The sequence below is a fragment of the Erythrobacter sp. S249 genome, assembly GCF_057364975.1.
In genome coordinates this window covers 1,186,848-1,199,948 of sequence record NZ_CP200287.1, presented here as the reverse complement: position 1 = coordinate 1,199,948, position 13,101 = coordinate 1,186,848, and the positions used below count along the sequence as shown (strand labels likewise).

The window sequence follows — 13,101 nt, the reverse complement described above, 5'->3', positions numbered from 1 at the left end:
AAGCCGAAGAGTTTGATATTTGATTGCCCAAGTGCCGAATTGCTTTGCAATATTGAGCGTTTTTACCGCATCATAGGAACGTATGCTGAGGCAATATGAACTGGTGGAACGGGTCAAAGAATATGACCCTGGTGCGGATGAGGCAGCGCTCAACCGTGCCTATGTCTACACCGTTCAGAAACACGGCACGCAAAAGCGCGCCAGCGGCGATCCCTATTTCTCGCATCCGGTCGAGGTCGCCGGGTTGATGACCGACCTGCAGCTCGATCAGGAAACGATCATCACCGCGCTGCTGCACGATACGGTCGAAGACACGCTGGCCACGATTGAGGACATCGAAGAGCACTTCGGGCCGGACGTGGCGCGGCTGGTCGATGGCGTGACCAAGCTATCCAAGATCGAGGCTATGCCCGAGAACGAGCGGGCGGCGGAGAACCTGCGCAAATTCCTGCTCGCGATGAGTGAGGATATCCGCGTCCTGCTAGTGAAGCTGGCGGACCGGCTGCACAATATGCGCACGCTGCATTTCATCAAGAAGCCCGAAAAGCGCCAGCGGATCGCGCGCGAAACGATGGATATCTATGCCCCGCTGGCGGAGCGGATCGGCATGTATGAATATATGCGCGAGATGCAGGCGCTGGCGTTTGAGCAATTGGAGCCAGAGGCCTTTGCGACCATCACCAACCGGCTGGAGCAATTGCGCAGTCAGGACGGCGGGCAGGTTGATGCAATCGCCCTGAAGGTGAAGCAGGTGCTGGCTGAGGCGGGGCTTCAGGTTGAGGTGATGGGGCGCGAGAAGCATCCCTATTCGATCTGGAAGAAGATGGCGGAACGCCACGTCAGCTTTGAGCAGGTCACTGATATCATGGCATTTCGCGTCATCTGCGAGGGCGAGACGGATTGCTATGCCGCCATGGGGGTGCTGCACAGAACGTGGCAATTCCTGCCGGGCCGGTTCAAGGATTACATCTCAACGCCCAAGTCGAACGGCTATCGCAGCTTGCACACCTCGTTGATGTATGAGAATTCCATGCGGGTGGAGGTGCAAATCCGCACCCGCGAAATGCACAGCCGCAATGAATTCGGGTTGGCGGCGCATTGGGCCTATAAGCAAAGCGATTCCGCCGATGGCCAGGTCGCTTGGCTGCGCGATCTGATCGAGATCGTCGATGCCAGCCATGACGCGGAGGAGCTGCTCGAGCACACCCGCATGGCGATCTACCAGGATCGGATTTTCGCCTTCACGCCTAAGGGGGCTTTGTTCCAGCTGCCCAAGGGCGCAAGTTCGGTCGACTTCGCCTTTGCCGTGCACACGGATTTGGGCGCGCAAACGGTCGGCGCGAAGATCAATGGCCGGCACATGCCGCTGCGCACGCCGCTGAACAATGGCGATGTCGTGGAGATTATCAAAGGCAAGAATGCAGAGCCTCAGCTGTCCTGGCTAGGCTTTGTGGTGACGGGCAAGGCGCGCGCTTCGATCCGCCGCTCTGTGCGGCTTAAGGAACGCGCAGAGATCGCTGCGATTGGCAGCAAATTGTTCGATGAGATCGCCGGAAAAGTGCCCGCGCGGATCGGCAAGAAGGCCATACGCGAGGCGGTCAAACGCCTTGAGATGGAAGAGCCGGAAGACCTGATGTTCGCAATTGGGGCGGCCAAGCTGACCGACCGCGAAGTGATGGAGGCGCTGGTCCCCGGATCAACCGCCGATTTCGAAGACGATGCAGATTGGTCCAAGCGCGAGCGGGTGATCTCTATTCGCGGGCTGACGCCAGAGGTCGGCTATACGCTGGCAGACTGCTGTCACCCGGTGCCGGGTGACCGAATAGTGGGCTTGCGCCGCAAGGACAAAAGGGTCGAAGTGCACACGATTGATTGCCTGGAGCTTGCCAGCGGGATCGATGCCGATTGGCTCGATCTGTCCTGGGGCAAGCGTTCCGTTGGCGCGGTCGGTCGCCTTAGGGTGACGCTCTATGACCGTCCGGGCACGCTGGCGGAAATGGCCGGGATTTTCGCGCAGAATAAGACGAATGTGACCAGCCTCAATCAGGTCCAGCTCGACCATCCCTTCACCACCTATGAAATCGATTCAGAGGTGCAGGATCTCGCGCACCTCACACGGATATTGAGCGCGCTGCGCGCCAGCGACGCGGTGGCTCAGGCAGAGCGGATTTAATCCGCTTGGCCAGCTGCACTGCCCCACTTGATGGTTAAATAGGCGTTTACCACTCCTTAAACCCGTCCTCGTATTGCCCCTCATGTAAGAAACCAAACGTCCGTAAGCGGCGTCATGAGGATAATACTGTGAGCTATTCAGCGCATGAATTTGTGCCGGCCTCAACCGAGGAGTTGGACACCTATGACGCGAATCTGAGCGCTGGCGAGGAACCCCGCAAGCGCTGGCTCGAACGCATTTCACTGGTCGGAAACCTGCGCATCGCGATTTTTAGCAATGCGGCCATGGTGCTGGTGGTTGCCTTCATCATTCTTGGCGGTCTTGCCTACATTGGCAATGAAGGTGAACGCCAAACCGTGCTGGCCTCTGCCGAGGTTCGCAGCGGCCATGCCGCGCTGGCGCTGGGCGATGCCTATGTCTCGCTGCGTGATGTGACGGAACGCGGCGAACAGGCCGGTCTTGAGCGCGCCTCTGACAAGCTTGAAGACGCAGCGGAAGACATCAGAACGGCGCTGAATTATGGCGGCGAAATGATGCCGAGTGACATTCGCACTTCGCTGGAGGATTACCTCGGGCGGATTGAAAATGCCGATGCCCGCCTTAACGCGATTGCGCCCGGTGCTGGCGCTGATGCGGCTGCTGCGCGCGAAGTCGAACAACAGGTGGGCACGCTTTATTCCGAAATGCGCGTCTATGTTGATGATCTGCACGTCTTTGTAAGCGGCAAAGCCGGCGACTTGCTCGATATCGTTGGCAAGATAATTCTCGCCTTCATGGCCCTATTGGCGTTCACGGTTATCGCTTCCTTCTTTGGCGGCCGCGCGATCATTCGCAATGTCGTGCGCATGATCCGCAGCATCACCGATGCGATGGAGCGGATCGCAAATGGCGACGATCAGACTGATATTCTCCATGCAGAGCGCGAAGACGAAATCGGCGATATGGCCCGCGCGCTCGCGGTGTTCCGCCAGGACGCTCTGGAGCTTAGCCAGCTGACCGCTGAGCGCGCGAGCGCGGCGGAACATGAGCTGGCTCAACAGCAAGCACTCGCGCAGGAATCGAACCGTCTGCGCACCGATAAAGGCGAACTGTTAGAGCGGCTTGCCGGCGGTTTTGAAGTTTCAATCGGGGAAGTGATCGACGCCGTTGGCGCAGCCTCCGCGCAGCTTAAAGAAACGTCTGAGAGCATGGTGAAGCTTGCGGAAGGCTCTGCCCAGCAATCGCAAGAGGCCTCCACATCGATGCAGGCAACCACTCGCAATGTAACGGCGGCAGCCGCAGCAACGGATGAATTTGCCCTGTCGATCACGGAGATCAGCAAGCAAGCCAGCGCCTCAGCGGCTCTAGCACGCGAGGCGAGCGAGCTCGTGACCGCCGCAAACAGCAAAATGACCGATCTCTCCAGCGCGGCTGATGAGATCGGCAGCATTGTCGAGATGATCCAGACGATCGCTCAGCGCACCAATCTGCTCGCGCTCAATGCGTCGATTGAGGCGGCGCGGGGCGGAGAGGCAGGGCGCGGGTTTGCTGTCGTTGCCTCCGAAGTGAAAGAGCTGGCAACCCAGACCAGCAATGCGACGAGCAGCGTGACGGAGAAAATCAGCGCGATGCAAAGCTCCACCCATTCGAGCGTGGCGGACCTCAATTCCATGGTGACGCAGATCGATGAGCTTGAACGCGCCTCAGTCGTGATTGCGACCGCCGTTGATCAGCAATCAATTTCTGGCGAGGATTTGGCGCGCAATATCGACACCGTCGCCAGTGGTACCTCGCAAGTGGATGCGCAGCTGGGCAAATTGCGCGAGGCTTCGCTCGCAACCGGTTCTGCCTCTTCGCAAGTTCTGGCTTCTGCCAGCGAGCTTGATCTTCACGCCGATGCCCTGCGCGAGAAAGCGACGAGTTTCCTTGCTGATGTGCGCCGCAGTGCGAGCGAACTGGATTCGGCAGACAGCGAATTGCTAGCGAAAGCAAAGGCCGCGTGAAGCAGCGGATAGTGAGTTTGGTTAAGGGGCAATTTACCGCTCTTTAATCGCAGTCTCGTAAGCGCTTAGTTGAAGAACGTTCCGCGTGGAGTACGCATCAAATGGACATGGCGAACAATAATTTTGAGCCAGCAGACGCTGGTACGCATGTCGATGCGCAGTTCCTCGATTCGGCTGATAGCTGGCTCGACAAATATACGGTTGTTGCGAAGGTACGCGCTGCGATTTTTGGCAATATTCTGATCATGATTGCCTTGCTTGCGATTGTCTTAGGCTCGGTTTTTTACCTGGGCAGCGAGGGTGTTGCGCAAGGTGATAAGGCGTCGACCAGCGAATTGATGTCAGATGCAAACACAGCACTTAGCGAGGCACGTTTTCATCTCAATGAGTTTGATGAGAGCCGCAATCTGGCGGACGTTAGAAGCGCGCAGACTGAGATGGACCGGGCATTTACGAATTATGGTTTGTTGACGCAGGATGACCATCCATTCTCTGAGGAGATCCAATCAGGAAACACTGCACGGCTTGAGGAAATCGGCGCAATTCGAAATTCGCTGTCCAACCTCGAAGAGCCAGCGGCGAACGCTGCCGCAGTGGCTGCGCTACAGTCTCGCACCGCCGCGGTTCTGCAATCATCGCGCTCTGAATTTGATACAGTCGTCGAAGTTGTCGCCGTGGATTTTGCCGATCTGATTGGGAAAATCACTGTCATGGCCTGGCTCGTCGCGATCTCAGGAATTGTCTTGTTGACCGTGGCGGTTTGGGGCGGGCGGCAAGTTACGAGCAATATCATTGGTATGATTGGATCGGTCACCGGCGCCATGAAACGGATTGCCGATGGCTATTCCGAGGCCCAGATACCGGGCCAGCAACGCGGTGATGAATTGGGCGAGATGGCGCGCGCGCTCGTGGTGTTTCGCGATAGGTCGCAAGAGCTGCAGCAGCTCAACGATCAAAGAGCGCAAACTGCCGAAAAAGAGCTCTTCCAACAGCAGCAGCTGACCGAGCAATCGGCCCAAATGCGAGCTGACAAGGCCCAATTGCTGCAGGGGCTGGCAGACAGTTTCGAAGTTTCCAACGGAGCAGTTATTGCCGAGATCGGCGGGGCGTCGGAGCAGCTGAAGACGACATCGCAAAGCATGGTGACCCTAGCCGACAGCTCAACGCTGCAGTCATCCGAGGCCTCCAACGCCATGGTGGAGGCGACCAGGAATGTGAGCGCTGCTGCGGCTGCAACGGATCAATTTGCTTTGTCGATTGCTGAGGTTAGCAATCAAGCGAAAGCGTCTGCGTCCCTGGCGCATGATGCCAGCGAGCTGGTTGTCGCGGCAAATAGCAAGATGACCGAGCTGTCCAGCGCTGCTGAAGAGATCGGTGAAATTGCCGAATTGATCCAAACGATCGCTCAGCGGACCAACCTGCTCGCGCTCAATGCGTCGATCGAGGCGGCGCGGGGCGGAGAGGCAGGGCGCGGCTTTGCCGTCGTTGCCTCTGAAGTGAAAGAGCTTGCAAGCCAAACCAGCAATGCAACCAGCAGCGTGGCGGCGAAAATCAGCGCAATGCAAAGCTCGACCGGGTCGAGCGTCAGCGATCTCACATCAATCGTCAATCAAATCAACGAGCTAGAGCAGTCTTCTATGATGATTGCCGAGGCTGTTGGGCAGCAGTCTCACGCCGCCAGCGAACTTGCCCGCAATATTGATAGCGTCGCGGCAAGCACGGCGACCGTTGAGGGCCAGCTACAACAATTGCATGACGCGTCGTTGATGACCGGGTCAGCTTCCAATCAAGTTCAGGCATCTGCTGAGCAATTGGGAGAGCACGCTGCTGCAATGCGTCAAAAGGCGGACGAGTTCCTCAAAACGGTCCGTAGCAGCGCCAGCGATCTGAATTCCAAGGACGTATAGTAGGGCACACTGGGCTGGGCTCAAATCAGTGTCAGCGAGACCTGAACTTCGTCGCCTTCTGCCAGTCCCTCTGCTTTGCGAACTTGCGCCTTTACCGGGAGCAGCCAGCCGCCCTCATCGCTGCTGGGTGAGCTGTCATTGCCGGTGTTTGGAAAGCAAGAGGTTTGCCATGCGGTCTCGCCAATCCTGGCCTCGACCTTTTGCGAGCGAAAGCCCCGTTTGCGGCCCAGCTCCAACCGCCGCATCGCCTCATTGGCTGAGATGCTCTCACCCGCCTCGCCATTAATCGTGACAAAGTGCCAGCTGACCCCATTGGAGGCGGTCCATAGCCACAGCGGGCCCGTTTGTGTGAGCTGTGCCTCGCTCATTCGTCAGCAGAGACTGGCCGCACCGGAACCGGGATGTTGCAGATGTCTGCGCCGCCCGCGGGCACAATAAAGAACGGATCGCGGCGGTTCGCTCGCGCTTCCGCATATTGAGCAAAGGTATCGCTTTCGGTGGAGAGATACTCGAATTGGGGCCGCTCACCGTCCGGCAGGTCTGACGCGACGCGAACCGACAGGATCGGCGTGCGCTTGTCTGCTTGCTCGGCGGTGTAGAAGCCCAGAGCGCCGCTGCCGCGCGGCAATGAAGAAAGATGCTCCATGCCGGAAATGATCCGGCCCACAAGCGCGATATTGCGGTCCAGATGGCGCGGCGCATGGCCGATCACGGTGTAGAGCTCCGCACCTGAGCCAGTGTCCGGCGAATACCCGCGGCCCACGCCGACCATGCCGTAACAATGGACGGGCCATATTCCTCTTCCAAAAGACATACCCAATGGCCAGCCCCCGCTCAAAAGATTCATTGGGGCGTATCGGTCAGCTAAAAGAGCATCTGAGTTCCTTTCAGGTAAGTTGGTCAGGGGAAAATAACCAGCCGCCGCAAATCCGTTTTGAATTGCAAACTTCTCGGCATCAGCATTGGGCAAAATTGCAGAAATTTCTGATGGATCCGTAGCGGTGTAATCCTCCTCATCCATCACGCTCAGCCCCTCTGGCAGCGGCTTTGCCTCGCCTTCGCCTTCGGGATTGTCATAATTTGGATCGCCCCATTGTACGACGTAATTGTCCTGCACGCGGTTGACGGTGATATCGTCATACCACTTCGCGCGGGCGAGCTTGCGGATGTTGCCGACCCAGCCTTGGGAGAAGGGCGCAGGCATCAGCTGGATCACCACTTTGCGCGCGGCCCCTTGCGCATCCGGGGCGAGTGTCATCACCAGCAAATCCTCCGCTGCAATCGCGACCCACTCATCACCAGCGGCGCTATCGACGATTTCATTGGGTGATGGCGCACCTTGGGGCTCGCCCTCATTCTGAGCATGGGCGGGCAGGGTGAGCGCAAGAGCGCAAGCGGCAGTCAGGAGCTGTTTTTTCATGGACTATAGTCTGCCACCGTGAAGCCGCTTGCGAAAGAGCAAGCTTGCGTCTATCCGCGCCCTTTCCCGGATACGGGAATGCGGAGACGTGGCCGAGTGGTCGAAGGCGCACGCCTGGAAAGTGTGTAAAGGGGCAACTCTTTCGTGGGTTCGAATCCCACCGTCTCCGCCACCCACCCCCAGCACCAATCTCTGTTTACAGGGCGCGCGCGCACAACGGCGGTGTGCGCGGGGTTGAACAGTCAAACCGCTGTTGGCGCGCTCTTCAGCATCAGTCTCAGAGCGTTTCAGGCGAGATTTGCGCGGCCGGTCTCTGCGCCAATCGCAATCGGTAGAGTTTCCCCGTTTGGCAGGGAAAGAACAGGGGAAAATCATGCATTTGAGGGCGATAACAGGCCAAATCGATCAAGATTCGCTGGATTGCTCCTAGTAAAAGCGCGTAATTACAGAGGTTTATGGGTGTGGGAATGGGGTTTCCCTGTTCTTCGACGTAACTGGGTGTTTATCCGCCAATAACAGGGTGCAACTTAGGCAGAACAGGCCTGTTACTCGCCGGAACAGGCTAGTTCGTGTTTGCCCAATCCAACGCTTTTCTCTGCTCATGCCAGCGGATCGGGATGTCCATTTTGATAAGCTGCTGAAGATTGAGCGATGCTGGCTGACGCCCTTCCATGATGCCGCGCTGAATATCTGGCGCGAGGAAAGCAAGCCGAACCAGATTGCGATTGTAGGCGGAGGGCGGCGACACTTCGAGCATGGGCATTCCCCGGCGGTCGCGCTCGAGCAGAGAATTCGCGCGGCGAAGCGCAGCAATTAGGGTCGGGTCTGGGCGGATATCGGGCTTGCCGGATGGGATGATGAGGCGCTTGCCGCCGCGCAGCGGAAGAGCGACCGGTACGTGGATCCGGCAGAGTTTGGCAGAGGTATGGATCATCCGCTCACCGCCCTCCAGATGCTGAGCAATGTCGTCGGCTAGCTTAGCGGGGCACTCGAAGACCAATCCTTCATCGGCGATCCGAACGGCCGTTGTATGATCAAGGGGATGCTCCTCACGCGGCAGCCAACGCGATGTTATGTCGGCGACGAGCTTTTCAATTGCAGGCGCTGGCAGTCTTTGAACGATCTTGTCGTCGCTCTGACTGCCTCCCTGTTGAAGTGAAGCGGAGACGTAATAGCGGTAGACCCGATTTGATCGCCCACGCGAGAATGATGGGCTCATGATCTCGCCGTTTGCGTCAAACAACTTGCCCGTAAGCGGTGCTTTGGTGACGCGGGTGTCAGCAGCGGCGCGGTAGCGGCGAGCATTGGCATTGAGCTTGCGTTGCACTCGCTCAAACAGGTCCGGATCGACGATCCCGTCATGCTCGCCTTCAAACACCTGGTCCTTATGGACGATCTGCCCAAGGTAGATGCGGTTGCGCAGCAGATGAAATAGCGCCCCGCGGCTAAAGGGGGTGCCGCCTGATGTTCGCCCGTTGGAGTAGGTGCGATGCTTGGAGACGATACCCTGCGCTGTGAGTTCGCGCTGGAGAGCATGGACCGAGCCGATCTCCAGGTAACGGTTGAATATACCTCGCACTCTTGCAGCTTCAGTCTCGTTCACTAGCAATTTGTGTGTGCCCTCTTTGGGCCGGTCATAACCCAGCGGCGGATTGCCGCCCATCCACATGCCTTTAGCTTTGGAAGCAGCGATCTTGTCGCGGATGCGCTCTCCTGTCACCTCGCGCTCGAACTGCGCAAATGAGAGCAGCACGTTGAGCATCAACCGTCCCATCGAGTCCTTGGTGTTGAACGACTGGGTGACTGAGACAAAACTGGTCCCGGCCCCATCAAAGGTCTCAATGATGCGCGAGAAGTCTGTGAGCGAGCGGGTGAGCCGGTCGATCTTATAGACCACCACCACGTCAATCCGCCCTGCTTCAATGTCACTCAACAGAGCCTGCAGACCGGGCCGCTCCAACGTGCCACCAGAGTAGCCGCCGTCATCATAGAGAGCTGGAAGTATCGTCCAACCTTCGCTGGCTTGGCTGGTGATATAGGCTTCGCCAGAAGCGCGTTGCGCATCCAAGCTGTTGAACGACTGCTCGAGGCCTTCATCTGAGCTCTTGCGGGTATAGATGGCGCAGCGGATCGCCGCCTCCTTTGAAGGCTTTGCGTCGCTACTCATGTCGCATCCCTGAGGCCAAAAAAGCGGGGGCCGTTCCAGCGGCTTGCAGCGATAGCGGTCGCGGCTGCTGAAAGGCTGGGATAAAACTCGCCCTCCCAGCGGAACCCATCCTCCTCAACCACCACCTTGACCTCTCTGCCCTTCCAATTGCGGGTGAGGACCGCGCCGAGGCCAAGTTGGCGCCCTTCAGGCTGGGGTGCGCCCGTTCGGGCCAGCGCTTTGCGGGTCTGTGCATCAATCCCTCCATACGCTTCTGTCTGCACGCGCCATGCCAGCAGCATGCGCATGAGCGGTTCAGACCGCAGGGTTGGGGGAGCGCCGTAGCGCCGCTTCCATGCGCTGCGCAGTGCCTCAAGGTCCATCGCTCCTATTTCATGGACCATTTGCTCGGTATGGGTCATTGCAGCGCTCATGCCGATTGCTTAGCGCTGTAGCGGCGGACATCGCCACCTTCTGCGAAGTAATGATGAGCCCGCGTTTCTTAAGCGCGCCCGCCATAGCCCCGCGCACTGAGTGCTGCTGCCAGCCTGTTGCCTTCATCATATCGGCAATAGCGGCGCCGTTCTTGCGCTTGAGAAGCTTCTCAAGCGTATCAAGCTTAGTTGGTTTTTGGGCCTTTGATGATTTTGTCATGCGTGTTCTCCGGTTGCTTAGGCCGCCTCAAATGACGGCCGCTACCGGCACGAGCCCGAACAGGCCGGGCCACTGCACCAATGCTCAAAAGTAGAAAGAAGTCCAGCGACTCAGTTTTTGCACGATTTGTCCCCGCTTGAATCAATTTACCCCCTTTGGGTACCTACTTTGTTCCTATATATTTTCAGCATGACAACATCACCAACAGAGGCAGCCCCTACTGCCGATCGCCCGCTCGAAGTGGTCTACAAGGCCCTCTCAGAGCTGACCCCTGACCCCCGCAATGCGCGCACGCATTCCAAGAAGCAGATCGAACAGATTGTCGCTTCAATAAAGGCATTTGGGTTTACCAACCCGGTCCTTACCGATGAGCAAGACAATCTCATTGCAGGCCATGGCCGATTGCGAGCAGCCAAAGACTTGGGGCTTGCCGAAGTTCCAGTCATAGAACTTGGCGGGCTATCCGAAGCGCAGAAAAAGGCACTGCGGATCGCTGACAACAAGATTGCTCTCAATGCTGGCTGGGATATGGAGATCCTCAAGCTCGAACTTGCCGAGCTCTCCATGCCTGAGATCGATATTGATCTGGGTCTTACAGGCTTCAGTTCGGGCGAGATCGACGTCGTGCTGGCGGATAGCCCGGATCCGGATGATGAGGTTATTCCAGAAGTGCCCAGTGCGCCGCGGGTTCAGATGGGCGATATCTGGCAGCTGGGCGAACACCGCATTGGCTGCGGCGATGGCCGCGACACAGAGTTCCTGTCCCAGCTGGTTGGTGAGGGCGCTAAGATCGACTGCGCGTTCCTGGACCCGCCTTACAATGTAAAGGTCAATGGCCATGTCAACGCAGCAGGCCGCCACCGTGAGTTTGCGATGGCATCGGGCGAGATGAGCGAGAATGAGTTCCGCACATTCCTCAGTGATACGCTGGGTGCCTGCGCCAAGGTATCGCGAGAAGGAGCTGTGCATTTTGTCTGCATGGATTGGCGCCATATGGATGATGTTACCGCGTCGGTTGCCGAGGTTTACAACAAGCTGCTCAACATCTGCGTATGGAACAAGAGCAATGCCGGGATGGGATCGCTCTACCGCTCCAAACACGAGATGGTGTTTGTCTACCGGGTGGGCGATGCGCCGCACACTAACGCGGTGGAGCTCGGCAAACACGGCCGCAACCGCACCAATGTCTGGGATTACGCTTCGGTCAATTCGATGCGCGGGTCGCGGCGTGAGGACCTGGAGCTGCATCCCACGGTAAAGTCTGTCGCAATGGTTGCCGACGCGATCTGTGACGTCACCCGCCAAGGCGAACTGGTACTGGATATCTTCCTTGGTTCCGGCACTAGCTTGATCGCATCTGAGCGGGTTGGACGCGCGTTCCGCGGGCTCGATATCGATCCATCCTATGTTGATGTGGCGATGACGCGCTGGTCGCAGATCACGGGTAAAGAGCCGCAGCTGGTCCACCGTTCGGGAGATGAGGTCAGCGCGCAAGAGGCTGCTGAATGAGCCGGGGCGGTGATACTCGCTTTAAGAAAGGCCAGTCCGGCAACCCCGCAGGCAGGCCGAAGAAGCGCCGCCCCAATGTTTCTGCGTTCGATATCGTGTTCGACAAGGTTCTGACCGTCAATCAAAATGGCAAGGAACGCGAGCTGACCGTCGATGAAGCACTGCAGCTACAAACCTATCAGGCAGCGCTGGGCGGCAGTAAAATGGCTATCCGCCAAGTTCTAAAGATGATCGAGAAACGCGAGGCGGCGCTTGTTAAACGCAACAAACCGGCCGCTGGGCGAGTCAGCACGGTGCATGAACAAAGCTCTGACAATGCACGCGAGGCTTTAATTATCTTTGGCCTGATTGAGCCCGAGCCAAGCCAAAGTGATGATGCAGAATCGCGCATGAAAGTGACGAGCTGGGCTGCTCAAGCTGGGTTGAGCCAGTCGGGTAAGCGCCAGCTAGAAACGAAGGATCTGAACGACATAAAGTTCTTCACCAAGGATTCTGACAAGCTGCGCTGGCCGCGAGGACGCGGGATATGAGCCGGTTCAAGAATGAAGACCAAGGTAAAACATCTGCGCCAAACGGTTACGGCAAACCGCCGAGCGCCACTCGGTTCAAGAAAGGCCAGTCCGGCAATCCCAAAGGACGGCCCAAGGGTAAGCGCAACTCAGAAATCCCATACGATCATGTTCTAGGGCAAATGGTCACGGTACGTGAAGATGGACGCGAGCGCCGCATTACAGCAGCGGAGGCTTTTATCCTTCAGCTCACGCAGAAAGGGTTAGCCGGAGACAGCACGGCGATGCGTTCATCACTGGCTGCCCTCGAAACTGCGCGCGCAAAGAACGCAGACGCGGAAGGCATTGGGATCACGAAGATCGTGATTGTTCCAATGCAGATCGAGTGCGTTCTGCGGACGCTTGGCATTGCAATCAAGAAGTACCCGACTGACAAAGACCGTGTGCGTTGGGAAATCAATCCCTGGGCGGTCGAGGCTGCACTTGCGAGGCTGGGCGACCGGCAACTTACTGAGGCTGAACAACACGAAGTGTGGAACTGCCCCCGCATGCGGCACAAAGTGAACTGGCCAGAGTGGTGGACGGTCACTGAGTGAACGGCAGCTTTGCGCTGGAGACGCGATAAAGGTAGGGGACTTGAAACCTTCAAGAGGCGGTCCGCCTTGGACACACAGTACCATCTTCATAGCTGGCAGGCTGCACACAGACGCCGAGAAGTCCGAGATATGACAGGGGCCGATCCAGTTCCTTATAGCTTACACCAGGTAAACACGGATCCACGTAAAACTATTTACGAATTCT

General features: G+C 57.7%; 11 protein-coding genes and 1 tRNA gene. 7 read left to right on the top strand and 5 right to left on the bottom strand.

All coding sequences use genetic code 11. The features are described 5' to 3' along the window. Positions 1-82: 82 nt before the first annotated feature. The 3 genes from AC0V6V_RS05520 (at position 83) to AC0V6V_RS05510 (ending at position 6,062) form a co-directional block, all read left to right on the top strand. A complete protein-coding gene (locus AC0V6V_RS05520; protein WP_486166241.1) occupies positions 83-2,173 on the top strand; it encodes a RelA/SpoT family protein in 2,091 nt (696 codons plus the stop codon). 128 nt (positions 2,174-2,301) lie between these two features. Continuing rightward, complete coding sequence (locus tag AC0V6V_RS05515) at positions 2,302-4,155, top strand: methyl-accepting chemotaxis protein (RefSeq protein ID WP_486166240.1); 1,854 nt, start codon at positions 2,302-2,304, stop codon at positions 4,153-4,155. 107 nt (positions 4,156-4,262) lie between these two features. After that, the gene (locus AC0V6V_RS05510) at positions 4,263-6,062 is read left to right on the top strand and encodes a methyl-accepting chemotaxis protein (RefSeq protein WP_486164430.1); all 1,800 of its coding nucleotides are present in this window, start codon (positions 4,263-4,265) and stop codon (positions 6,060-6,062) included. Positions 6,063-6,082: 20 nt separating this feature from the next. Here AC0V6V_RS05510 and AC0V6V_RS05505 read toward each other — a convergent pair whose 3' ends face one another. Both AC0V6V_RS05505 and AC0V6V_RS05500 read right to left on the bottom strand, forming a co-directional pair. Further along, positions 6,083-6,430: a DUF1905 domain-containing protein gene (locus AC0V6V_RS05505; RefSeq protein WP_486164429.1), complete on the bottom strand. Its 348-nt coding sequence runs from the start codon at positions 6,428-6,430 to the stop codon at positions 6,083-6,085. After that, entirely contained in the window at positions 6,427-7,482 is a 1,056-nt protein-coding gene (locus tag AC0V6V_RS05500) for a peptidylprolyl isomerase (RefSeq protein ID WP_486164428.1), read from the bottom strand. Before AC0V6V_RS05500 ends, AC0V6V_RS05505 begins: the two co-directional genes overlap by 4 nt. An 82-nt stretch (positions 7,483-7,564) precedes the next feature. Here AC0V6V_RS05500 and AC0V6V_RS05495 point away from each other — a divergent pair. After that, positions 7,565-7,654, top strand: a tRNA-Ser gene (locus AC0V6V_RS05495). Between the two features lie 390 nt (positions 7,655-8,044). Here the strand turns inward: AC0V6V_RS05495 and AC0V6V_RS05490 are convergent. Genes AC0V6V_RS05490 through AC0V6V_RS05480 form a run of 3 tightly spaced genes read right to left on the bottom strand, consistent with a single transcriptional unit; the run spans position 8,045 to position 10,282 of the window. Further along, positions 8,045-9,649 (bottom strand): recombinase family protein, encoded by a 1,605-nt coding sequence (locus AC0V6V_RS05490; protein WP_486164427.1) that lies wholly within the window; start codon positions 9,647-9,649, stop codon positions 8,045-8,047. Beyond that, entirely contained in the window at positions 9,646-10,062 is a 417-nt protein-coding gene (locus tag AC0V6V_RS05485; RefSeq protein ID WP_486166239.1) for a DUF2924 domain-containing protein, read from the bottom strand. Before AC0V6V_RS05485 ends, AC0V6V_RS05490 begins: the two co-directional genes overlap by 4 nt. Continuing rightward, positions 10,022-10,282 (bottom strand): DUF3489 domain-containing protein, encoded by a 261-nt coding sequence (locus AC0V6V_RS05480; RefSeq protein WP_486164425.1) that lies wholly within the window; start codon positions 10,280-10,282, stop codon positions 10,022-10,024. Before AC0V6V_RS05480 ends, AC0V6V_RS05485 begins: the two co-directional genes overlap by 41 nt. 189 nt (positions 10,283-10,471) lie before the next feature. Between AC0V6V_RS05480 and AC0V6V_RS05475 the strand changes: the two genes are divergently transcribed. From AC0V6V_RS05475 to AC0V6V_RS05465, 3 genes are read left to right on the top strand one after another with little or no spacing between them, the layout of a single operon-like run. After that, a complete protein-coding gene (locus AC0V6V_RS05475) occupies positions 10,472-11,791 on the top strand; it encodes a site-specific DNA-methyltransferase (RefSeq protein ID WP_486164424.1) in 1,320 nt (439 codons plus the stop codon). Continuing rightward, entirely contained in the window at positions 11,788-12,321 is a 534-nt protein-coding gene (locus tag AC0V6V_RS05470; protein WP_486164423.1) for a DUF5681 domain-containing protein, read from the top strand. The genes AC0V6V_RS05475 and AC0V6V_RS05470 overlap by 4 nt, the downstream gene beginning before the upstream one ends. Continuing rightward, entirely contained in the window at positions 12,318-12,896 is a 579-nt protein-coding gene (locus AC0V6V_RS05465; protein WP_486164422.1) for a DUF5681 domain-containing protein, read from the top strand. Before AC0V6V_RS05470 ends, AC0V6V_RS05465 begins: the two co-directional genes overlap by 4 nt. Positions 12,897-13,101: the final 205 nt, after the last annotated feature.

What these genes read in the sequence shown, in the direction of transcription:
- AC0V6V_RS05520 (WP_486166241.1), top strand. Translation starts at nt 83, where the DNA reads ATGCTGAGGCAATATGAACTGGTGGAACGGGTCAAAGAATATGACCCT.
- AC0V6V_RS05510 (WP_486164430.1), top strand. Translation starts at nt 4,263, where the DNA reads ATGGCGAACAATAATTTTGAGCCAGCAGACGCTGGTACGCATGTCGAT.
- AC0V6V_RS05505 (WP_486164429.1), bottom strand. Translation starts at nt 6,430, where the DNA reads ATGAGCGAGGCACAGCTCACACAAACGGGCCCGCTGTGGCTATGGACC.
- AC0V6V_RS05500 (WP_486164428.1), bottom strand. Translation starts at nt 7,482, where the DNA reads ATGAAAAAACAGCTCCTGACTGCCGCTTGCGCTCTTGCGCTCACCCTG.
- AC0V6V_RS05490 (WP_486164427.1), bottom strand. Translation starts at nt 9,649, where the DNA reads ATGAGTAGCGACGCAAAGCCTTCAAAGGAGGCGGCGATCCGCTGCGCC.
- AC0V6V_RS05485 (WP_486166239.1), bottom strand. Translation starts at nt 10,062, where the DNA reads ATGAGCGCTGCAATGACCCATACCGAGCAAATGGTCCATGAAATAGGA.
- AC0V6V_RS05480 (WP_486164425.1), bottom strand. Translation starts at nt 10,282, where the DNA reads ATGACAAAATCATCAAAGGCCCAAAAACCAACTAAGCTTGATACGCTT.
- AC0V6V_RS05475 (WP_486164424.1), top strand. Translation starts at nt 10,472, where the DNA reads ATGACAACATCACCAACAGAGGCAGCCCCTACTGCCGATCGCCCGCTC.
- AC0V6V_RS05470 (WP_486164423.1), top strand. Translation starts at nt 11,788, where the DNA reads ATGAGCCGGGGCGGTGATACTCGCTTTAAGAAAGGCCAGTCCGGCAAC.
- AC0V6V_RS05465 (WP_486164422.1), top strand. Translation starts at nt 12,318, where the DNA reads ATGAGCCGGTTCAAGAATGAAGACCAAGGTAAAACATCTGCGCCAAAC.